This is a genomic window from Corynebacterium sp. HMSC055D05 (assembly GCF_001810365.1).
Lineage (GTDB): Bacteria > Actinomycetota > Actinomycetes > Mycobacteriales > Mycobacteriaceae > Corynebacterium > Corynebacterium coyleae.
In genome coordinates this window covers 20,520-42,379 of record NZ_KV801060.1, presented here as the reverse complement: position 1 = coordinate 42,379, position 21,860 = coordinate 20,520, and the positions used below count along the sequence as shown (strand labels likewise).

Here is a 21,860-nt window from a genome sequence, read left to right as displayed (position 1 = left end):
ATTTTACTTTCCCCAGGAACCGGCAAGAATTTCCATATTCCGCAGGGTTGCGTCGTGGCTGCCAGACTGCAGCGAAATCATCAACTCGTCCGCCTTGGCCAGTTTTTGGAAGGCCTCGAGGTATTCCGCAACCTGCTCGCCGGTGCCCTTCGCCGTGTAGCGCAGCATGTCCGTGATCTGGCGGCCCTGGTGGGAATTGACCACGGCGTCAAGTTGGTCGTCCGAAAGCATCGTTCCGCGCCGCCCCATGAACGCGCGCACCCGGTTGCGGTGCACGATACGGGTTTCCTCCACGGCCTCCTGCTCGGAATCGGCAGCCGTGACGTTGACCGCGGCGATGCAGTACGGCTCGGGGCGGCGCTCCGAAGGCTGGTAGTTCTCCTTGTAATAGGTGGTGGCCTGCTCCAAGTGCTGCGGCGCGAAGTGAGAGGCGAACGCGTACGGCAGGCCCAGCTTCGCGGCCAGGGATGCGCCGAACATGGACGAACCCAGAATGATCAGCGGTACGTTCGTGTTAAACCCGGGCATCGCCGTCACGCCCGGCAGTGGGGACTCGTTGGACAGCCAGGCCTGTAGCTCGAGAACATCGTCGGGGAAGCGCTCGGCGGCGGCAGGGTCTCGTCGCAAAGCGCGGCCCAACGTCTGCTGATCAGTACCGGGCGCGCGCCCCAAACCAAGGTCGATGCGGCCGGGGTAGAGCTCCTCGAGCATGCCGAACTGCTCCGCAATGACGTACGGGGAGTGGTTCGGCAACATCACCCCACCCGAACCGAGGCGAATGCGCTCGGTCTTCGCGCCGATGTGGCTAATGAGCACTGCGGGTGACGACGACACAATGCTCGACATGTTGTGGTGCTCCGCGTACCAAATCCGGTCGTAGCCCAACCCTTCCGCCTTTTGCGCGAAAGTAACGGAGCGCTTCATCGCCTCGCCGACGGACTCGTCGGGGTAGCGGGTGCAAAAATCGATCAGAGAAAGTGGCGTACGCATAAGGCCCCACCGTACGCGTTTTGCGAACAGTGGGGCCTCGCAGGAGAGCCAGGTGCGACTACGACTGCAGCACCGGTGCAGCGTCACCTTCGGCGGAGAGGTCTTCGCCTTCGATGGACTCCATGGTGCCCGGGATCATCGCAGGCTTCGGCTTGGCCAGGTCCACGATCAAACCGATGATGAAGGCCACAACAACCGGAACAACCCAGCCGAGGCCCTCAGCGGCCAACGGGGCCCACTGCACAATCGGGCGCAGTGCATCGGCTGCCCAGTCCAAGGAGATGAAGGTCTCGATCGCGGACCAGACCACGGCGACCCACAGCGGGACGAAGAACGCCCAGCTGAAGCGGGTACGTGCACGGAAGGCCGGCTCGATGAGCGTCAGGGCAATCAGGGTAATCGCCGGCGGGTACAGGAAGCCGATCACCGGAGCAGCGATCGCCATAACGAAGTCCAGGCCCTGGGTTGCCATGATCATGGAAGCGACAGCGAAGATGACAGCCCACACGTGGTAGGAACCCGGGAACTGCTCCGAGAAGTACTCGGCGGTCGCGGTGATCAGGCCGACAGCAGTAGTCAGGCAGGCGAGCAGCACGATGGCGGAGAACACTGCCTGTCCAGCACCACCCATGGTCAGGTTGGAGGCTTCAGCGAGCAAGCCTGCGCCGTTGTCAAAGTTGGCTGCACCCGGCATGACACGGCCAATGACACCAAGACCGACGTACACCAGCGCAAGCATGGCACCGGCGCCAACACCTGCATAGATGGTGCCGCTGACCAGCGGGGCGCCTTCCTTGAAGCCGCGGCCACGCAGGGTGGAAATCACCACGATGGAAAACGCCAGTGCGGCAATGGAGTCCATGGTCAGGTACCCCTCGAGCAGGCCGGAGGTCAGCGGGCCGTTGTCGTACGGCTCCTGCGGGGTGGCCGGCTCGGTGCTCCAGCGGAATGCGGACACGGAGATCATGACGATCAGCAGTACGAGCAGCGCCGGGGTGAGGAACTTGCCCAGTTTCTCCATGATGGTGGTCGGGTTCCAAGACAGCGCCAGGGCGATGCCGAAGAACACGACGTTGAAGATGCCCGAGGCAACCAGCGAGTCAAAGCCGAACAGCGGAGTGATCGCGGTTTCAAACGACACGGCACCGGTACGTGGCAGTGCGTAGAACGCGCCGATGGAAAGGTATGCCAGGACCGGGAAGACCACGCCGAAGGCGGTGCCGGCGCGCTGTGCAAGGTCGCGCAGGTTCGAGCCGGACAGTGCAATCGCGATCACGGCGAGCACCGGCAGCAGCGATGCGGTGAGGAGGAAGCCGATGAGTGCCGGCCAGAAGTTGTCACCGGCCTGGACGGCCAGCATTGGCGGGAAGATGAGGTTTCCCGCGCCGAAGAACATTGAGAACAGGGCGAGCGCAGTCACGATGATGGCGCTGGTGGAGCGTCCATTCGTTGACTGGCCGTCTGCCCGTGAAATCGCTGTGGAACCCATTGGGAGAACCTCTCTAGCTAGTGTGCAGTTGCCTTAGCATAGACCACACGCCCGCTAGATGGGAACTAAGTTCCAATAGGTGGGACGTTAGATGGTGTTGATTGCGTCCCCGATCCGCTTGACAGCCTCTTGGAGAATCTCCGGGGAGGTGGCAAAGTTCATCCTCGCACGGTGCTCTCCGCCAGGGCCAAAGTCCACGCCCTCATTCATCGCAACTTTTGCGTGACGACGAAGCCACGCCGCCGGTTTTTCATCCACAAGCTTGGTCTTTGAGAAGTCCAGGAACATCAAATAGGTCGCCTGCGGCACCTCAATTGCAATACCCGGCACGGCCTTGGGGAGGTGCTCCACCAGCCAGTCGCGGTTGGCCCGCAGCTGCTCTATCTCTTCGTCGAGGAACTCACGACCATGCGTGTAGCAGGCCTCCGCGGCCACAATGCCGAGGGTGCCCACACCGTCTTTGGCTACCCCCGACATCGCGTTCCACGTACGAACGTCCTCGTCGTTGGTAAAGATCATTTGCGCGCACTTTAAGCCCGCCACGTTCCATGCCTTCGACGTTGCCGTCACCGTGATGCACACGTCCGGGTTGTTTGCTGCGGCGCAGACGTGGGCGCCGTCGAAGACTAAGGGCGCGTGGATTTCGTCGACAATCACGCGCGCGCCATGCTTGCGGGCAACCTCACAGACGGCATCCAACTCGTCGGCCGTGAACACGTAGCCGCCCGGGTTGAACGGGTTGGTCACGATGATGCTACCGGCACCGTTGGCAAACGCCGCGTCCACCTCATCCAGTTCGAGCCCGCCTGCGCTGGAGACATCCACACGCTTGCGGCCCGCAACCTGAGCCACTTCCAGGAACGGGAAGTACGCCGGCACCGGCACGATCACATCGCCCTCGGTGAAGTACTTGATCGCCAGCATCACGCCGCGCACCACGTCCGCAACCGGGAAGATCTTTGCTGCATCCGGGCGCCAGCCGTAGCGGTGCTCGTAGAACCCAGCTACCGCTTCACCCAAATGGTGCGCATGTGGCGCCGGGGTGTAGCCGAACATCTCGCGCTCCACCGCATCCGCAATCGCTTCCTTTACCGCCGGGGCGGTGGGGAAGTCGCTTTCCGCGATGAACAACGGCAGCACGTCAGCGTCGAACTGCGTCCACTTGCGCGTGCCGCGGGCTTGCAGGGTTTCAAGGCTGGGAAATTGCATGCGCCCTACGGTAGTGGGATTTTTTCCTTTGCGGACCCTTTTATGCCGTAGCGCGTGGTGCTACGGTCAGTACATGACGGAGACAATCAGCCAGCGAGAGCTGCGCAATGAAAGCGGGCGTATCATGCGAGCGCTTGATGAGGGGGAGACATTTGTGATTACGAGCAACTCGCAACCGGTCGGTGAATTGCGACCATTACGAAAGTCACGATTCGCTCGAAAAGAAGACTTGTTAGCAACGGTCAAGCGGCTTCCGAAAGTTAAGTTTGAAGAGTTCCGGGCCGATATTGACGAGTATGTAGACCAACGAATTGATCCGCGTGACTAGCAGAGGCTTGTTGGATACATCAGTGCTCCTCGATCTCGATGAAATAGATCCAAATCTACTGCCAGAGCAGTGGACAATCTCGTCTATCGCTTTCGCTGAGCTGGCTGTCGGCCCTGTTGCAGCGCAGGATCCTTTGGAGCGTGCCCGCCGATCAAATCAGGCCCGTGCAATCGCTGAACTAGTTGAGTGTATTCCGTTCGACGATCGTGCAGCACAAGCCTATGCCCTTGTATATGGGGCAGTGATCCGTGCCGGGCGAAAGCCACGAGGCCGCGCGTTTGATCTTTTGATCGCTAGCACTGCCTTGGCGGAAGGACTTGATCTGTACACGAGGAACCCGCAGGACTTTAGAGGTCTTGAGGAACTTTTAAACGTGATTTCGGTTTAGTCCGCTGTACCCGCGCTGGTGCCGTGGTCTTCTTCGTCGTACTCGTCGTCTTCGGCGCCGTCGGCGGCGAAACCGAACGCCTTCAACCGCTTCCTATCTGCAGCAGAAGAGGATGCCGTTAGGCGCAACAGCTCTGAATAAATACCGCCGGAGACAGCCAGATCTGCGGGCGAGCCGATCTCGTCGATACGTCCGTCGCGCAGGGTGATGATGGTGTCCACGCCGGCGATCGTCGATAAGCGGTGCGCGATCATGATCGTCGTGCGATCCCGCATAAGTTCATCCAGGCCCGCTTGGACGGCGCGCTCGGCTTTGGTGTCCAGGGCGGAGGTGGCCTCGTCGAGGATCAACAGCGGGGCGTCCTTGAGCATCGCGCGCGCCACCGCCACACGCTGGCGCTGACCACCGGATAGGCGCAGGCCGCGCTCGCCGATGATCGTGTCATAACCATCGGTGAACTTCATGATGAAGTCGTGCGCGTTCGCACGCTTGGCCACGGCAACGACCTCTTCCATCGTCGCGTCCGGCTTGCCGTAGGCGATGTTTTCAAACACCGAGCCGGAAAACAGCGCAGCCTCCTGGAACACCACACCCGTGGTGGCGCGCAGCTTCTCCACGTCCAGGTGCGAGATCTCCTCGCCGCACACCTCAAGGCGGCCACGCGTGATGGGGTAGAGGCCAAGCAGCAGGTTCACAATCGTGGACTTGCCGCCGCCGGACTCGCCAACCAGCGCGATCTTCTCGCCCTCACGGGCGGTAAACGTCACATCGTGCAGCACCGGCTCACCCGGCATGTACTCAAAGGTGACGTTGTCGAATGCGACGACCGGTTCGCGCACCCTCAGCGGTGTCTGCTGCGTTGCGTCGAGCGCCGGCATGCCGGAGGCTTCCGTCGCGGCCACCAGCTGGCGGTTCGCGGTCGGCTCGACCGGCTCGTCCATCACCTTGAAGTAGTCGCGCGAGCCGGCGATGGCGCGCTGCGCGGAATCGACGATCCAGCTCATCATGGTCACCGGCTGGCGCGCCATGGTCACCATCTGGATGAGCATGACCATCTCACCAACCGTGAAATGCCCATCGAGCGTGCGCGTGAACAGGATCAGGTAAATCCCCAAAAAGATCAGGTTCATGGCCACGCCGCGCGCGGTATCCATGGAGTGCCACCAGCGCGACTGCGGCCGTGTGATGTCCACCGTGTTGGTGTAGTGGCGGCCGAACTTTTCTAACTCGCGCACCTCGGCACCGTAGGACTTGGTCACCTTCACCTGGCCAACGACCTCGGCGAAACGCCCGTTGCCCTCGTCGATATTGGCGTTCTTTTCCTGCTCGAAAACCTGCCAGCGTTTCGACGTCAACGCCGTCAGCCACGTATACAGCGGGAACAGCAGCGCCAGCAGCACCGTCAGCGGCCAGTAGTAGTAGGCCGTGATGCCCAAAATGGCCACGACCTGCAGCAGCATCGGCAGGAAATTATTGGTAAAGGATTGGATGAACTGCGTGACGTTCGCAATCGAGCGGTCCAGCCGCGCGATGATCGTGCCGGTGACCTGGTTGTCGTAGTAACGCTGCGGTAGTGCGAGCAACTTGGCAAAGTAGCGCGTAGACAGAATCTGGCGGATGCGCGCCACCATCACATCGCCCAGGTATCCGGACACGTTGTGCAGCATGGAAGCGGACGCCTCTGCGACAAACAGCGCGATGGCGAGCCAGACGACGGTGCGGGTTGCGTCGGGCACGGGCTCGTCGCCAAGCGCCGCAATGATCGTGTCGGTTGCCTCCCGAATGAGGAACGGGGAGATAAGCCCAAGCCCCGCGACTATCGACGACACCACCACAACCGCGATATAAAACGGCCACAACGCGGAAGCACTGCGAACGACGCGCATCAAAGACTGCATAATTTCCACAGGGTACCTGCGCGGTATTGTGTGCAGCGAAGCACTAGTTACGCGACAGAAAACGAGGCGCACATGTCCATCCGCACGAGCACCCGGCTTGCCGCCGTCATCCTGGCCACGACCATGCCGCTGGCAGCTTGCGTGGACCAACAAGAAGACCCGATTGGCGACGAAACCAGCCAGAACCTCGAAGAATCCGTCGAATCGAAGGTCAACGACAAGCCCACCTTCAACGTTGAGGAAACCGACCCGAAGGTCACCGACGAGCTCACCGGCAAGTCCGTCAAGGATCCGGCGATGGAGTTGTCGTACAAGTGGCAGGGGACGTCGTCGACAGGCGTGGGCACCGTGGTCGTTATCGCGGTGACCAACACGTCCGACGCGCCACTGCCTGTCGACGCCCTGAAGCCGGAACTGCGCTACAGCACCGACGGCTCCTCTTACACCGACGCCACGTATATCTCCAATGCGGAGAAGGCCCAGGTGGATGTCGTCGGCATCGATATGCCGCTCGGCCCGGGTGCCACCACGAACGCGAAGTTCCCCTTCGAGGTCGCGCAGGGCAACCTATGGGACGCCGAGTTCACTGTTGGCAACGTCACATTCAAGGGCAATTTGAGCTATTAGACTGTCGCGCATGACAAATCCTTTGCTTGCGCCATCGACGTTGCCCTACAACCTGCCGGACTTCGCCGCAATCCGGCTTGAGCATGTGGAACCCGCCTTTGAACAGGCGTTGGTCAACCACGCGCAGGAAATCGCGGACATCACCACCCAAGACACCCCAACCTGGGAGAACACCGTCGAGGCCTTCGAGCTCGCCGGTGCGGACCTGGACCGTGTCATGGCGTGGTTCTTCAACCTGCAGGGCACCGATTCCACCGACGAGTTCGACGCCGTCGCCGACCGAATCGTGCCGAAGTTGTCCGCGCACGTGGACTCGATCTACCAAAACAGCGAGCTCTACTCCCGCATCCAGCAGGTCACGGCGCCGGAGGATGAGGAATCGCAGCGGCTTCACGACGAGCTCAAGCGCCGGTTCGCACGTCGCGGCGCCGACCTGGATGCGGCCGGCAAGACGCGCCTGCAGGAGATCAACCAGCGCCTGTCCGAACTGTCCGAACTCTTCGGCCGCAACCTGCTGGCGGATACGAAGAAACTCGCCGTGGAACTGACCCGCGAAGAACTCGACGGCCTGTCCGAGGCACAGATCGAGGCCTACCAGGACGGCGAGCGTTTCGTCGTGCCGATCGAACTGCCGACCACCCAGTCCCTGCAGGCCGAACTCGAAAACTCGGGCGCACGCCACAAGCTTTTCGACGCCTCCCGCGCCCGCGGTCGCGACACCAACGCCGACATCGTCGCCGAGTCGGTGAAGCTGCGCCTCGAGCGCGCGAAGCTGCTCGGCTTCGATTCGCACGCCGACTACGTCATCGCCGAGGAGACCGCAGGCAACGCGGCCGCCGCCCGCCAACTGATCGCGGACCTGGCGCCTGCGGCCGCCGCAAACGCTGAGGCTGAGCGCAAGCTCGCCTCCGAACTCGCCGGTGAAGACCTCGACGGCGCGGACTGGCCCTACTGGCAGGCGAAGCGTCGCGAGCAGGAACTGGGCATCGACGAAGCGGAGATCCGCAAGTACTTCCCGCTCGAGCAGGTGCTCACCGACGGCGTGTTCTACGCCGCCAACCTCCTTTACGGCATCACGGTGGAAAAGCGCGAGGACCTCAACGGTTACCGCGACGACGTGGACGTCTGGGAGGTGAAGGAAGAAGACGGCACTGGCATTGGGTTGTTGCTGACGGACTACAACGCGCGTTCGTCGAAACGCGGCGGCGCCTGGATGAGCTCCTTTGTGGACCAGTCGCACCTGGCGGGCACGAAGCCGGTGGTGGTCAACGTCATGTCGATCACCTCGAACCTGCTCACTATCGACGAAGTGACCACCCTGTTCCACGAGTTCGGCCATGCTCTGCACGGCCTGCTGTCGGACGTGCGCTACCCGTCGAACTCCGGCACCAACGTGCCGCGCGACTGGGTGGAGTTCCCCTCCCAAATCAACGAAAACTACGCGTTCGCCCCGGAGATCGCCCGCAACTACGCGCGCCACGTGGACACCGGCGAGGTCATTTCCGACGAGCAACTCGCCGCACTGAAGGCCTCGCGTCAGTTCGGCCAGGGCTTCCTCACCGCCGAGTACCTCGCGGCCAGCGCGATCGACCTGGCGTGGCACTCGATCACCGAGGACACCCCGTCCGACATCCAAACCTTCGAGGAAGAAGCCCTGCGCGAGGTCGGTCTGGACATCGACGGGCTCGAGCCGCGCTACCGCTCCACCTGGTTCAACCACATCTTCGCCGGCGGCTACTCGGCGGGCTACTACTCCTACCTGTGGGCAGAAGCTCTCGACGCCGACGGCTACCAGTTGGTCGAACAGGAAGGCATCAACCGCGACACCGGCGCGAAGTTCCGCGAGACCATCCTGTCCAAGGGGTCCTCGCGCGACTACGCCGAGGCCTACCGTGCGTTCCGTGGCCGAGACAAGGACACGCGTCCGTTGCTGGAGCGTCGCGGCCTGGCGGGCTCCGACGTATCGGCATAGCCGGTTAACGGCCTGCGCTACGCTGGCGACATGTCCCGCGGAAGTGTGAAGCATTGGTGCGCGGCTGCGGTGGTTGCCACGACGCTTGCGGCGTCGGTGGTTCCTGCAGTCGCGCCTGCTTCGCCTGCGTTGAATGCGGCGCAGGGTGGGCGGATTTTCGTCGATAATTTAGGCTCTAACCGCCTCACTGCCTGCACGCTTGGTTTCAACGACGTCGAGCACCGCCGCAGTTACACCGCCGCCCACTGCGTGGTACAAAACGAGCAGTACTTCCCCCAGGGTGCGCTGGTCTACCTTGCAGATAGCGCCGGCAAACAAATCGACGAGCCCGCAGGGTTGATCTTCCCCGCGCGGGCGTATTCGCCGAAGACGTCCGCCAACGACTGGGCGGTGATCTACTGGTTCGAAGACGTTCGTGTTGGCGGCAACCCGTATGGCGGGACGGTTATACCGGTGGAAAAGATCAGCAGCACCGACACGATCTGCTTCCGCGGCTATTCCACCCACGGGCGCTCGGATGCCTCGACGTGCGGCAAGTTCGTCGGCACGGTTGAAAACACCACGTACTTCGACGCGCCGAAGATGCCGGTGCCAGGTGACTCCGGTGGGCCGGTGTACATCCCGGGCCGCGGCCTGGTGGGTGTGATCTCTGGGGCGAACTATGTCGCGGGCGAGGATAACCATCAGTTGATTGGGTTCCAGCGCGCCAGCTCGCTCGACAGTGGCCCGGTGTACGGGGAGGAGCAGGTCGACGACTTTTTGGAGTACCAGTATTCGCTGCGCTACTCCACGACGATCACCAACCCGCCGGGTGGCACGATCACGTTGACGCCGACCTTGGTGCCGCGAAGGACGCCTGCGCAGGCGACGTTTGAGTCTGGTGCCGCGACGCCGACGAGTGTGCCGACGGTGGCACCAAGGCAGAAGGCGGTGGAGCAGGCGCCGTCGGGCCCGTCGGCGTCGCAAGTTATCGGGATCATTATCGGCATTTTGGTGGTTGTTGCCGCGGTGAGCCCGATCGTGATGATGGCGTTGAAAGCGGTCTAAATGAGCTGGTTAATGGGGTTGAGCCCGTGGTTGCAGGTGCCGCTGATTGTGGTGCTGGCGCTGCCGGCGTGCGCGGCGGTGTCCTATGTGCTGCTTTGGGTCGTCGACCGGCTCGGTCTAGGCTTGGGCACCATGGCCAACCCTGAAGAGCTGCGCAAGCAGGATCAACAGCTGCCCAAGCCGCAGCGTAAGTACCCGCAGTCGCGGGTGACCCAAGCAATGTGGGTGCTCATCGCTCTTGTCATTGTTGCTGCGGTGATCGGCGCGCTTTAGTTGCGTATCGACGCCCCCGCCACCGCCTTAAACAACTCCATCTCCGGTAGGTGTTCGATGAGCACGGGGGTGCCGGTGGCGTCGCAAAGTGGCATGCGCCAGTTGGTGTACTGCTCGCCGTTGGTGCCGGGCTGGTTTTGAATGCGCTCGTCGCCAACCATGTCCACCAGGTTCGTACACGTCATCGCCGATGGGGTGGAGGCGACGAAGCGAGTCAGTCCCGTGATCAGTGCCTTTTCGTCGTCGCCGGTAAGCGCACCTTCCTCCCGCGCGAGGCCAAGCACCTGGTCGATCCAGATGCGGTCGGTGGCGTTGAGGTGCTCCACGGGGTCGTCGACAAGCCCAAGCTCATGGCGCAATTCGTTGTGTGCACCCCTGAGGTAGCCAGCGGTGGGCGGCAGGTCGTGCGTGCCCACAGCCGTAAGCGCCAGGTGGCGGTACTGCTGCGAGGGGCGCGGCACGCCCGGCGGGATGGATTCGAACCACAGCACCGAGGTGCCCAAAATGCCCTTGTCGCGAAGGAAGTCCTGCACCCACGGCTCGAACGTGCCTAAGTCCTCGCCGACGACGACTGCCCCGGCGCGCTGCGCCTCCAACACGAGGGTGCCCACCATGGCCTCAAAGTCGTAGTTCATGTACACCCCGCCAGCGGGTGTGCCGGCGCGTGGCACCCAAAACAGGCGGAACAGTCCGAGCACGTGGTCGACGCGGATGCCGCCACTGTGGCGCAGCGCTGTGCGCAGCAGGTCGCGCCACGGCCCGTAGCCGGCCTCGGCGAGTTGCTGCGGGTTCCACGGCGGCTGCGACCAGTCTTGGCCTTTTTGCGAGTACTGGTCCGGGGGAGCTCCCACCGACGCATCGGACACCAACACCTCGCGCAGTGTCGCCGCGTCCGCGCCGCCAGGGTGGATGCCCACCGCAAGGTCCGTCATGATGCCGATCGACATCCCGGCCGCTGTCGCACGTTCCTGGGCCAGACGCAGTTGCTCGTCGGCGATGAACTGCAGCCACATATAGAACTGCACCAGATCCTCGATGTCGTCGCCGGCGTGCTTCGGGGCACCTTCGTGCTCCGACTCGGCGGCCTGCGCAGCACACCAGGTGGCAAACTCGCGCAGGCCCTCGCCCTCGTCCAGACAGAACAGCTCAAAGTCGTGGGTGCGCGCGGCATCGGCCTGCGAGGCCCAGAACAGCTCGCGCAGCGCCGCCAACTTCGCGGCGAACACACGGTTGCGATCCAGTGGCGCTGGCGAAGTGTTCAGGTCCTTCAGCGGCGCGGCCAACTCGGCGATCGCCGCACGCAAATCACTATCCACCAGCTCGAACTCCGGCACCTGCTCCACCGCGATGTAGAGCGGGTTAATAAACCGACGCGAGGTGGGCAAATATGGCGAATCCTCCACCGGCGGCACCGGCTGGGCGGCGTGCACCGGGTTGATCAGCAGATAATCGGCCCCCTGCGCGGCAACCGTCTCCGCCAACAACGCCAGGTCCCCAAAATCACCTAACCCCCACGAGGACGCAGAGCGCACCGAATACAACTGCGCCATCACACCCCAGACAGGGTGTTGGACGATTCGGGAGTTCGTCGACAAGCAATCGGGCACCACGAGCAACGTGCACACCGCATCAAAATTGTCCGACTCCAAGTGCAGCTCGTGCCAGCCCGGCGGCAGATCCCCAGGCGTATGAAACGTCGCCTCGCCCCACACCACACCATCTGAAGCCGTAAACGGCGGCGCCCAATTCTCATCCTGGTAACAATCCCGCGAGGAACCATCCTCCAACCGGATCCAACAATGCGCCGGGTGCCCGTCGTGCACATGCACGTTGAAATGCTGCTCGCGGCCCTGCGTCGCCACCACCGTCGGCGGCAACGGGCGCGTGGCCCAGTGTTCGCGCCGGGCATCGAGGTGGAAGTGGAGTTCCTCGTCGGTGGGGTCGTCGTCAAGCGAAAGTCCCAACGCCCGCAACAACGCCACAAACGACTCAGGCGGCGGCGACACCATCCGGCCGTCAGTCGCGCGATAGGAGGTGCCAAAGCCATAGGACTCGGCGAGGGCGTGCAGCAGTTCCACGTTGGTCACGCTTCCGCATTCTGCCAAAACGTCGGTAATGTTGGGCACCATGCCATCGACTTCTCACACGACGGAACTTGGATTCACCCTCAACGACACGGAAACGTGCCTGAGCCGACTCATCGAAATGTGCGAGAAGCACCCGCACCTCGTGCTGTTCTCGCGGCCCCGCAACTACGAATGGGTCTCCGTGACGGCAGGGGAGTTCCTGCAAGAGGTCTACGACGTAGCCAAGGGGCTGATTGCCGCAGGTATCGAGCCCGGCGATCGCGTGGCCATCCTGTCCAACACGCGCTACGAATGGGCGCTGCTCGACTTCGCCATCTGGGCCGCCGGCGCCGCATCCGTGCCAATCTACCCGTCGTCGTCGATGCACCAAATCCAGTGGATCCTCGAAGACTCCGGCGCGAAAATCGCGTTCACGGAAACGCGCGACCACACCATGCTTATGAGCCCGTTCCTCCTCGGCGAGGACGGCACCCCGCGTATGACCGACTCGACCTCGCAGCTGCAGCGCATCTACGAGTTCAACTCGGCCGCCGTGGAGCAGATCAAGTTTGAGGGCCGCGAGGTGGAGCAGTCGCTTATCGACGACCGCGTTGCCGCCACCCGCCACCCCGACCTCGGATCCATCGTGTATACCTCCGGCACCACCGGTCGCCCCAAAGGTGTGGAGATCACCCACGGCAACTGGGCGTACCAGGCGTGGGCGCTGCTGGAAAACGAGATCGGCTCCGTGTCCTTCCCGGGCCAGCGCATGGTGACGTTTTTGCCGCTGGCGCACGTGCTTGCGCGCGCGGTGGCGCTGGCGTGGACGATCTCGGGCGCGACCCAGTCGCACTGGTCGGATACTTCGACGTTGACCGTGGAGCTGCAGCGCGCACGCCCCAACCTGGTCATCGGTGTGCCGCGCGTGTTTGAGAAGGTACGCGAGGGTGCTTACAACAAGGCTGCCGACGGCTCCGCGGTGGGCAAGCGTATCTTCCTCGAGGCCGAAAAGGCCGCGATTGAGTACTCCAAGGCGCTGGACACCGACGAGGGCCCGTCGCGAGTGCAGAAGGCCAAGGTCAAGCTCTACGACAAACTGGTCTACGCCAAGATCAAGGAGGCCATGGGTGGTTCCGTCTGGTACGGCATCACCGGCGGGTCGGCGATGAGCGCGGACCTGTCGCACTTCTTCCGCGGCATGGGTGTGCCGATCTACGAGGGCTACGGGCTGACCGAAACGTGCGCTGCGGCGTGTGTGAACAACGCGCACAGCAACAAGATCGGCACCGTCGGGCGCCCTGTCAACGGCTATTCGGTGCGGATTAACGACGACGGCGAGATCGAATTTAAAGGCCCCGGCGTGTTCTCCAAGTACTGGCGCAACCCGGCCGCGACCGAGGAAGCGCTTACGGACGGCTGGTTCAACACCGGCGATCTCGGCGAGGTCGACGAGGACGGCTTCGTGTCCATCACCGGCCGCAAGAAGGACCTCATCGTCACCGCCGGCGGCAAGAACATCTCCCCGGGACCGATGGAGGAGATTATCCGCCAGCACCCGCTGATCTCTAACGCGTTGGTGGTCGGCGACGGTAAACCGTTCGTCGGCGTGCTGGTCACCCTCGACGAGGAGGAACTGAAGCGCTGGAAGGCGAACCACAACATTCCGGCGAACAAGAAGGTGTCGGATCTGGCGCAGGACCCGGCGTTGCGCGCCGAGGTGCAAGACGCGGTGAACATGGCCAACGCGACCGTCTCGCGCGCGGAGGCGATTAAGAAGTTCCGCATCCTCGACCGCGACCTGTCGGAGCAGCACGACGAGATGACGCCGACGATGAAGGTGAAGCGCAATGTGGTGTTCCAGCGCTTCCAGGAGGACATCGACAAGCTGTATCAGCGTTAACGGCGCGCCTACCCTCATCGGCTCGCGGTGTGGCATAGCATCCCATTTTGTCACTTCCACAGTTCGTTTTAAGGGGGTTCACGCCGTGCACAAAACTGCAGCCGTGCTGCGTCACCGTGAACTTACCCAGGAGATTTACAACATCGGCGACGAGGTTGCGGAGTACATCGAGCACGTCGCCGAGTCGATTGCGGACTATGACGGTGAGCTCACTGAAGATTGCCTGGCAGAGTTCGAGGAGATTGTCGACGACGCCCGCCAGGACGCCCGCCGCATCGTCGCCGAGTTAATCGGCCTGCGCCAAGCATTAACGTCCGGCCGCGCCGCCGGCTACCTGTCGGTGGGTGTGCGCCCGGAGGAGCGCATCCCGCAGCCCGAACTTCTCGACGCCGCCGGCCTCAAGGACCTCTTCCCGCTGCAAGCACCATTTTCGGTGCAGACGATGCACGACGCACTCGTCGGCCGCACCGAACTGGTGGTGCAGCACTTGGAGGAGATCGTCTCGTTCACGCTCGAGCAAACTGACATGGTTGCCCGCGAACTCGGTGTGGTCTCGCTGCCGCACCTGTACGCGCGGGTCGGCGAGATCGTCGAAGAAGCCGTGATCGGCTGGGTGGAAACCGTCTGCTTGGACCACCCGGCGTTCGTGCGCACGATGCGCGGATCCAACCCGCCGGAGTTTTTGGAGGAGCGTGCCCGCATCGACCGCATTGTGGCGAAGGTGGCGGCGAAGCGTTCTCTGCGCGGGGCTTAGGTGGGGACCGTGGTGGGTTCCGTGATGGATTCCTTCGGCGTGTATATCCACGTGCCGTTTTGTGCGACGCGCTGCGGCTACTGCGACTTCAACACGTATACGCCCACCGAGGTGGATTCCTCGCACGCGCAGTACCTCGACGCCCTCGAGCGCGAACTCGAACTCGCGGCTGCCCGGGGGCTGCCTCAAGCCCAGACCGTGTTCATCGGAGGCGGTACCCCAAGCCTGCTCGGCGCACAAGGCCTCGGCCGCATCCTGGGCGCCATCCGCAACACGTTCGGTATTGCGGCAGGCGCGGAAATCACCACCGAGTCCAACCCGGAATCCACTAGCCCCGACTACTTCGCGGGCCTGCGCGATGCCGGCTTTACCCGCGTCTCGCTCGGCATGCAGTCCGCCTCCACGCCGGTGTTGAAAGTCCTAGACCGCCAGCACACCCCGGGCCGCGCCGTCGCCGCCGCACGCGAGGCCCTTTCCGCAGGCTTCGAGCACGTGAACCTGGACATGATCTACGGCACGCCCACCGAAACCGACGACGATGTGCGCCGCACCCTGGATGCCATCCTTGCAACCGGCGTCGACCACGTCAGCGCCTATTCACTGATCGTGGAAGACGGCACCGCCATGGCGCGCAAGATCCGCCGCGGCGAACTGCCCGCACCGCAAGAGGACGTCTACGCGGACCGCTACGAGATCATCGCCGCAACGCTGGAGGGCAACGGATACGACTGGTACGAGGTCTCCAACTGGGCCAAACCCGGCGGCGAGTGCCGCCACAACCTCATCTACTGGCACAACCAGAACTGGTGGGGCGCAGGCCCCGGCGCGCACAGCTTCATTGACGGGAAGCGCTTCTTCAACGTCAAACGTCCCGAGCGCTACGCACAATTGCTTGGCGACGACACCCTGCCCATCCAGGACACCGAAACCATCACCGCAGACGAAGCCCACATGGAGGCGATCATGCTCGGGCTTCGCCTGCGTGAGGGGATTCCGGCCGGGTGGGTTGGGGATCGGGCGCGTGGGGTCGTCGATAAGCATGTGCGCGCGGGGCTCCTAGAGCGGGGAGAGCGCTTGCGCGTGACTGATACCGGCAGACTGCTTGCAGACGGCATCATCACCGATATCCTGGCAGCCGAGTAAGGAGGCGATCATGAGCGCAGCAGACGAGCGGCGCCAAAAGGTGCTGCGGGCGATCGTGGCGGACTACATCGCCAGCCAAGAACCCGTCGGCTCCAAAGCACTGGTGGAGCGGCACAACATGGGGGTGTCGTCGGCGACGATCCGCAACGACATGGCGGTGCTTGAGCAGCAGGGCTACATCTCGCAGACGCACGCCTCGTCCGGGCGCATCCCCACCGAGGCCGGCTACCGCAAGTTCGTGGATGCGCTCCACGACGTCAAACCACTGTCCGCCGCCGAGCGCCACGCGATTTTGGACTTCCTCGAAGACGGGGTGGACCTCGAAGACGTGCTACGCCGCTCCGTGCAACTGCTGTCGCAGTTGACCCACCAAGCCGCCGTGGTGCAGTTGCCGAACCTTTCGGCCTCGCGAGTGAAGCACTGCGAGGTTGTCGAACTCACCCCGACGCGCCTGCTGCTCGTGCTCATCACCGACGCTGGGCGCGTCGACCAACGCAACGTCGATCTCGCCGCGCCAATTGGCGAAGACGGCGTGCGCATCCTGCGCGACCTCCTCAACGACGCGCTTGTGGGCAAGAACATGCGCGACGCGTCCGCCTCCCTCGCCGGCGTGGCGGTCAGCGCCCCGCCGCACCTGACCGAACCCACCACGCGCGCCGCCGAAGTGCTCATCACCACACTTGTCGACGCCGCCCCCGACCGCCTCATCATCGCAGGCTCCTCAAACCTGCTCGTGCCCTCCGGCGGCCTCCAGGACGTCATCGACGCCCTCGAGCAGCAAGTTGTCGTACTGAAACTGCTCGCCGGCGCCCAAGAACTCGAACGTGTCTCCGTGCGCATCGGCCGCGAAAACGAAGACGAGGAATTATCCAGCGCCTCAATTGTTACAACAGCGTACGGGGCAGGCGATGCAGCACTCGGCGGCCTCGGGGTAGTCGGTCCAACCCACATGGACTACCCCGGTACCATGCAGAAGGTTGCCACCGTGGCTCGTTACATCAGCCGCACACTGCGGGGTGAATAGAAGGGAAGATATGGCTCGCGATTACTACGGCATCCTCGGCGTGGACAAGGACGCCACCGAGCAGGAAATTAAACGGGCGTACCGCAAGCTCGCACGCAAATACCACCCGGACGTGAACCCGTCCGAGGAAGCTGCCGAGAAGTTCGCGGAGATCGCGGCAGCGCAAGAGGTGCTGCTGGATCCGCAGAAGCGTTCCATCGTGGACCGCGGCGGCGACCCGATGGAGGCCGGCGGCGGCATGGGCGGCGCCGGTTTTGGCGGCGGTGGCCTCGGCGACATCTTCGAGGCGTTCTTCGGCGGTGGCGGTGGTGCACGCCAGCCGCGCTCGCGCGTGCAGCCGGGCAACGACGCGCTGCTGCGCACCTCGATCACGCTCGCGGAGGCGTTCACGGGCGTGAAGCAGGACGTCACCGTGGATACCGCGGTGCTGTGCGACAAGTGCCACGGCTCCGGCTCTAAGTCAGGGGCTAAGCCGGTCACCTGTGACGTGTGCCAGGGCCAGGGTGCGGTCCAGGAGATGCAGCAGTCATTCCTGGGCAACGTGATGACCACCCGCGAGTGCCCCAAGTGCCACGGTTTCGGCGAAGTGATCACCGACCCGTGCGCCCAGTGTGCTGGCGACGGCCGCGTGCGCGCCACCCGCGACCTGGTGGTCAACATCCCGGCCGGCATTAATAACGGCATGCGCATCCGCATGGCGGACCAGGGCGAGGTCGGCCACGGCGGCGGCCCTGCCGGTGACCTCTACGTCGAGGTGCACGTCGAGCCGCACCCGGTGTTCGTGCGCGACAACAATGACCTGCACCTGCGCCTGACCGTGCCCATGTATGACGCGGCGCTGGGCACCGAGCTCACCGTGGAGAATCTCACGGGCGATGAGACCCGCATCGAGGTGCCCGCCGGCACCCAGCCGGACGACCGCGTCGTGCTTTCCGGCGAGGGCATGCCGCGCCTGCGCCAGGAGGGCGCCGGCGACATGATCGCGCACATCGAGGTGACTGTGCCCACCGCCCTGTCCAACGAGGAGCGCGCCGCACTCGAGGACCTGCGCGCTGGCCACCCGGAGGACCCTAAGGTCCACTCGGAGGGCGGCGAGCACGGCGATGGTTTCTTCTCCCGGATGCGTGATCGTTTCCGCCGATGAGCCTGCCCTATTTTCTTAGCGACGACCCCACCTCCGGCATCATCGAAGGCCCCGAGGCCAAACACGCCCACGTTAAGCGCATCCAGCCGGGTGAGCGCATCATGCTTTTCGACGGCGCCGGCAACCGCGCCGAAGTCACCGTCACGCGGATGGATGCCTCCAGGGTGGAGGGGGTCGTCGATAAGCATGAATTCGTGGAGCGACCCACGCCGCGCGTGACGGTCGTGCAGGCGATCCCGAAAAGCGAGCGCGCCGAACTCGCCGTCGACCTCGCCGTGCAAGGCGGGGCGGACGCGATCGTGCCGTGGATTTCGCACCGCACGATTGCGCGCTGGCCGGCGAACAAGCAGGCAAAACAGGTGGAAAAGTGGCGCTCGCAAGCGCTGGCGAGCGCGAAGCAGGCGCGCCGCGCGTGGGTGCCCGAGATCCACGAGCCGGTGACCACAAACCAGTTGTCGGAAATGCTGCCGGCTGGCGCATTGGTGCTCCACGAGGATGCGACCGTGCCGCTGCGTGAGGTGGACTTCGGCGAGGACATCTGGCTCATCGTTGGCCCCGAAGGTGGCATCGGGCAAGACGAACTCGAACTGCTCGGCGCGAACGCCGTGAAACTCGGCCCCGAAGTCCTGCGCACCGCAACAGCAGCGTTCGCGGCGCTCAGCGCGATCGGCGCGCTGACAAACCGCTGGTAGGGTAAACGCACATGGAAGAAATGGTGACGCGCAAGGTCGAACTCGACTCGGCGTACGCACAATCCGTTCTCGGCATCAACGACAACAACCTCCAACTGCTGGACCGCTATCTGGACGTGAGTTTCCACGCCCGCGGCACCACCTTGTCGGTGCGCGGCACGGCCGCCCACGTGGCGCACGCGCTGCGCGTGGTAGAGGAGCTGGAGTCCATGGCGCGACGCGGCGTGTCGCTTCGCCCTGACACCGTCGTGGAGGCGGTGAAACTCATGGAGATGGAAGCCCCCGGCTCGGTCGCGGACATCCTCGGCGAGGAGATCATTGCGCGGCGCGGCAAGGTTATCCGCCCGAAGACTGCCGGTCAGCGCCGCTATGTGGATGCGATCGACGAGAACACGATCACCTTCGGTATCGGGCCTGCCGGCTCCGGCAAGACGTACCTTGCGGTGGCGAAGGCGGTGCAGGCGCTGCAGAACAAGCAGGTCAAACGCATCATCCTGACGCGCCCCGCCGTGGAAGCCGGCGAGAAACTCGGCTTTTTGCCCGGTACGCTTTCCGACAAGATCGACCCGTACCTGCGCCCGCTGTACGACTCGCTGCGCGACATGATGGACCCAGAGGCCATCCCGAAACTCATCGAAGCCGGCATCATCGAGGTCGCGCCCCTGGCCTACATGCGCGGGCGCACCCTGTCGGACGCGTTCGTCATCCTTGACGAGGCCCAGAACACCACCGGCGCCCAGATGAAAATGTTCCTGACCCGCCTCGGGTTTGGTTCGAAGATGGTGGTCACGGGTGACACCTCTCAGGTGGATCTGCCGCGCGGCACCGTCTCGGGCCTGCGCGTGGCGCGTCGCATCCTGAGCGACATCCCCGACATTTCCTTCCAGGAGATGCGCGCCGACGACGTTGTGCGCCACCACCTGATTTCCCGCATCGTGGCCGCCTACGACCACCACGATGCCCAGAACGCGCTGCGCTACGAAAAGCGGCAGCAGAAGATTGAAGCAGAGCGCGAAGCGGAGGCAGCGCAGTGAGCATTGAAGTCTTAAACGAGTCCGGCGAGGCGGAAGTCAACGAGCAAATGCTTATCGACGTCGCCTCCTACGCCCTACGCACCATGGACGTCCACCCCGACACCGAAGCAACCATCACGCTTGTCGACGAAGCCACCATGGCCGACCTCCACGTCCGCTGGATGGACCTCGACGGCCCCACCGACGTGATGAGTTTCCCCATGGACGAACTCACCCCGGGTGGGGGACGGCCCGACGCCGACATGCCGGGACCTGCGATGCTCGGCGACATCATCCTGTGCCCGGCCTACGACCGCAAACAGGCAGAGATGGCCGGCCACGACCTCGCCCACGAAATGGCACTGCTGACCGTCCACGGCGTGCTGCACCTGCTCGGCTACGACCACATCGAGCCGAAAGACGAACGGGAAATGTTCGCGCTGCAAAACGAGATCCTCGCCGACTGGTACGACGACCTGGCCCGCCGCGGGGTGGCATACCAGCCGAAGCCGACCGGCCCGCACGCCTTCCCGTCCGCGGCCGACCGCGACGAGCTAGACAAGCTGATGAAGGGCGCCGAGTGACACTCACCATCACCTTCGCAACGATCACCGTCGTTGCGCTACTGCTCTCCGGCCTGCTCGGCTCCGTCGAATCCGCCCTGGCACCCATCTCGCGTGCCCGCGTGGAAGGCATGGTCAAGGATGAGACGCCGGGTGCAGATGCGTTGCTGCGCGTCGTCGAAAATCGCGCGAATCACATCAACACCCTCGTGCTGCTGCGCACCGTCTTAGACGTTATGGCGGCAGTCTCGGCGGCGATGCTGGCCATGGACGTCATCGCGTCGGATGCGTGGGCGATTGCGGTGGCGGTAATCGTCGTCACGCTGCTGCAATTTTCCATCATCGGCGTGTTCGCACGCACCGCCGGCAAACGTAACCCGTACACCATCTCGCTCAAAGCCGCCCAAGGCCTGCACATCTTTCACACCGTGCTCGGACCAGTGGCGAAACTGCTCATCTGGATCGGCAACCTGTTCCACCCCGGCGAAGACTTCCGCAACGGGCCATACGCCACCGAAATCGAACTGCGCGAAATGGTCGAAGTCGCACAAGAAAAAGGCGTGGTGGAAACCACCGAAGGCCGCATGATCCAAAACATCTTCGACCTCGCCTCCACCACCGCACGCCAAGTCATGGTTCCGCGACCCGAAATGGTGTGGATCGAAGGCGAAAAACTCGCCCGCCAAGCCACCGCACTCATGGTGCGCTCCGGCCACTCGCGCGTGCCCGTCATCGGCGAAAACGTCGACGAAATCATCGGTGTCGCCTACCTCAAAGACATGTTCACCGACCGCGGCGCGCCCGTCGACCCGAACACGCCACTGACCGAGTTGATGCGCCAACCGATGTTCATCCCGGACTCCAAGCCGCTCGACCTGCTGTTGCGCGCGATGCAGCAGCAGAACACCCACATCGCGGTGGTTATCGACGAATTCGGCAACGTCGCAGGCCTCCTCACCATGGAAGACCTCCTCGAAGAAATCGTCGGCGAAATCACCGACGAATACGACGAGGATGAAGAAGCCCCCATCGAAGAACTCAACGAGCGAGTCTTCCGCGTCCAAGCACGCCTGCCTCTCGACGACCTCGTGCACTACCTCGCCGACCACTTGGACTACACGCTGGAGTACTCGGAGGAGGTCGTCGACAATGTGGACACCGTTGCTGGCCTGCTGTCGTACGAACTCGGCCGCGTGCCCCTTCCCGGCGCCTCCATCCTGCGCGACGGCATCCGCTACACCGCAGAAGGCGGCCGCGACCGCCGCGGGCGCATCAAGACCCGGACCGTGCTGGTTGCGGTCGGCGAGGAACCCGAAAACGGGGTATCGTAGCACCTGTAA

Annotated in this window: 20 protein-coding genes; 15 read left to right on the top strand and 5 right to left on the bottom strand. The window is 63.6% G+C overall.

Annotated features, from left to right (window positions below):
• Nucleotides 1-3: 3 nt before the first annotated feature.
• From HMPREF2734_RS04535 to HMPREF2734_RS04525, 3 genes are all read right to left on the bottom strand, one after another.
• Nucleotides 4-990 carry an LLM class flavin-dependent oxidoreductase gene (locus HMPREF2734_RS04535; protein ID WP_070569623.1) on the bottom strand — a complete coding sequence of 329 codons (987 nt, stop codon included), beginning with the start codon at nt 988-990 and terminating at the stop codon, nt 4-6.
• Nucleotides 991-1,048: 58 nt separating this feature from the next.
• The gene (gene brnQ / locus HMPREF2734_RS04530) at nt 1,049-2,479 is read right to left on the bottom strand and encodes a branched-chain amino acid transport system II carrier protein (protein WP_070569620.1); all 1,431 of its coding nucleotides are present in this window, start codon (nt 2,477-2,479) and stop codon (nt 1,049-1,051) included.
• An 87-nt stretch (nt 2,480-2,566) separates the two neighbouring features.
• Nucleotides 2,567-3,688 (bottom strand): MalY/PatB family protein, encoded by a 1,122-nt coding sequence (locus HMPREF2734_RS04525; RefSeq protein WP_070569617.1) that lies wholly within the window; start codon nt 3,686-3,688, stop codon nt 2,567-2,569.
• A gap of 73 nt (nt 3,689-3,761) precedes the next feature.
• Between HMPREF2734_RS04525 and HMPREF2734_RS04520 the strand changes: the two genes are divergently transcribed.
• Complete coding sequence (locus HMPREF2734_RS04520) at nt 3,762-4,016, top strand: type II toxin-antitoxin system Phd/YefM family antitoxin (RefSeq protein ID WP_070569615.1); 255 nt, start codon at nt 3,762-3,764, stop codon at nt 4,014-4,016.
• Nucleotides 4,009-4,404, top strand: a complete 396-nt coding sequence (locus tag HMPREF2734_RS04515) for a type II toxin-antitoxin system VapC family toxin (RefSeq protein ID WP_353935784.1) — start codon at nt 4,009-4,011, stop codon at nt 4,402-4,404. Before HMPREF2734_RS04520 ends, HMPREF2734_RS04515 begins: the two co-directional genes overlap by 8 nt.
• Here the strand turns inward: HMPREF2734_RS04515 and HMPREF2734_RS04510 are convergent.
• A complete protein-coding gene (locus tag HMPREF2734_RS04510) occupies nt 4,401-6,302 on the bottom strand; it encodes an ABC transporter ATP-binding protein (RefSeq protein WP_070569614.1) in 1,902 nt (633 codons plus the stop codon). The genes HMPREF2734_RS04515 and HMPREF2734_RS04510 overlap by 4 nt on opposite strands.
• A gap of 72 nt (nt 6,303-6,374) precedes the next feature.
• Between HMPREF2734_RS04510 and HMPREF2734_RS04505 the strand changes: the two genes are divergently transcribed.
• Genes HMPREF2734_RS04505 through HMPREF2734_RS04490 form a run of 4 tightly spaced genes read left to right on the top strand, consistent with a single transcriptional unit; the run spans nt 6,375 to nt 10,221 of the window.
• A complete protein-coding gene (locus HMPREF2734_RS04505; RefSeq protein WP_070484906.1) occupies nt 6,375-6,929 on the top strand; it encodes a hypothetical protein in 555 nt (184 codons plus the stop codon).
• Nucleotides 6,930-6,939: 10 nt separating this feature from the next.
• Nucleotides 6,940-8,901 (top strand): M3 family metallopeptidase, encoded by a 1,962-nt coding sequence (locus tag HMPREF2734_RS04500; RefSeq protein ID WP_070569611.1) that lies wholly within the window; start codon nt 6,940-6,942, stop codon nt 8,899-8,901.
• 30 nt (nt 8,902-8,931) lie between these two features.
• Nucleotides 8,932-9,948, top strand: coding sequence for a trypsin-like serine protease (locus HMPREF2734_RS04495; RefSeq protein ID WP_070569608.1), 1,017 nt, complete (start codon nt 8,932-8,934; stop codon nt 9,946-9,948).
• Nucleotides 9,949-10,221: a hypothetical protein gene (locus HMPREF2734_RS04490; RefSeq protein ID WP_070772110.1), complete on the top strand. Its 273-nt coding sequence runs from the start codon at nt 9,949-9,951 to the stop codon at nt 10,219-10,221.
• Here HMPREF2734_RS04490 and malQ read toward each other — a convergent pair.
• Nucleotides 10,218-12,350, bottom strand: coding sequence for a 4-alpha-glucanotransferase (malQ, locus tag HMPREF2734_RS04485; RefSeq protein ID WP_371440418.1), 2,133 nt, complete (start codon nt 12,348-12,350; stop codon nt 10,218-10,220). The genes HMPREF2734_RS04490 and malQ overlap by 4 nt on opposite strands.
• On the opposite strand from malQ, the gene HMPREF2734_RS04480 reads away from it, so the two are divergent.
• The 9 genes from HMPREF2734_RS04480 to HMPREF2734_RS04440 all read left to right on the top strand — a co-directional run bounded on the left by HMPREF2734_RS04480 (nt 12,349) and on the right by HMPREF2734_RS04440 (nt 21,851).
• The gene (locus tag HMPREF2734_RS04480; protein ID WP_083308086.1) at nt 12,349-14,187 is read left to right on the top strand and encodes an AMP-dependent synthetase/ligase; all 1,839 of its coding nucleotides are present in this window, start codon (nt 12,349-12,351) and stop codon (nt 14,185-14,187) included. The two genes, malQ and HMPREF2734_RS04480, sit on opposite strands and share 2 nt — an antisense overlap.
• An 85-nt stretch (nt 14,188-14,272) precedes the next feature.
• Entirely contained in the window at nt 14,273-14,941 is a 669-nt protein-coding gene (locus HMPREF2734_RS04475) for a hypothetical protein (protein WP_070421344.1), read from the top strand.
• A gap of 24 nt (nt 14,942-14,965) precedes the next feature.
• Nucleotides 14,966-16,084 (top strand): radical SAM family heme chaperone HemW, encoded by a 1,119-nt coding sequence (hemW, locus tag HMPREF2734_RS04470; RefSeq protein ID WP_210384732.1) that lies wholly within the window; start codon nt 14,966-14,968, stop codon nt 16,082-16,084.
• A gap of 7 nt (nt 16,085-16,091) precedes the next feature.
• A complete protein-coding gene (hrcA, locus tag HMPREF2734_RS04465; protein ID WP_070569671.1) occupies nt 16,092-17,108 on the top strand; it encodes a heat-inducible transcriptional repressor HrcA in 1,017 nt (338 codons plus the stop codon).
• A gap of 10 nt (nt 17,109-17,118) precedes the next feature.
• Nucleotides 17,119-18,252, top strand: coding sequence for a molecular chaperone DnaJ (gene dnaJ / locus HMPREF2734_RS04460; RefSeq protein WP_070569600.1), 1,134 nt, complete (start codon nt 17,119-17,121; stop codon nt 18,250-18,252).
• On the top strand, nt 18,249-18,944 hold the full coding sequence (locus tag HMPREF2734_RS04455; RefSeq protein ID WP_070569596.1) for a 16S rRNA (uracil(1498)-N(3))-methyltransferase: 696 nt from the start codon (nt 18,249-18,251) through the stop codon (nt 18,942-18,944). The genes dnaJ and HMPREF2734_RS04455 overlap by 4 nt, the downstream gene beginning before the upstream one ends.
• A gap of 11 nt (nt 18,945-18,955) precedes the next feature.
• Nucleotides 18,956-19,978, top strand: coding sequence for a PhoH family protein (locus HMPREF2734_RS04450; protein ID WP_070569594.1), 1,023 nt, complete (start codon nt 18,956-18,958; stop codon nt 19,976-19,978).
• Complete coding sequence (gene ybeY / locus HMPREF2734_RS04445; RefSeq protein ID WP_070453569.1) at nt 19,975-20,541, top strand: rRNA maturation RNase YbeY; 567 nt, start codon at nt 19,975-19,977, stop codon at nt 20,539-20,541. Before HMPREF2734_RS04450 ends, ybeY begins: the two co-directional genes overlap by 4 nt.
• Nucleotides 20,538-21,851 (top strand): hemolysin family protein, encoded by a 1,314-nt coding sequence (locus HMPREF2734_RS04440; protein WP_070569591.1) that lies wholly within the window; start codon nt 20,538-20,540, stop codon nt 21,849-21,851. The genes ybeY and HMPREF2734_RS04440 overlap by 4 nt, the downstream gene beginning before the upstream one ends.
• The last annotated feature ends 9 nt before the right edge of the window (nt 21,852-21,860 follow it).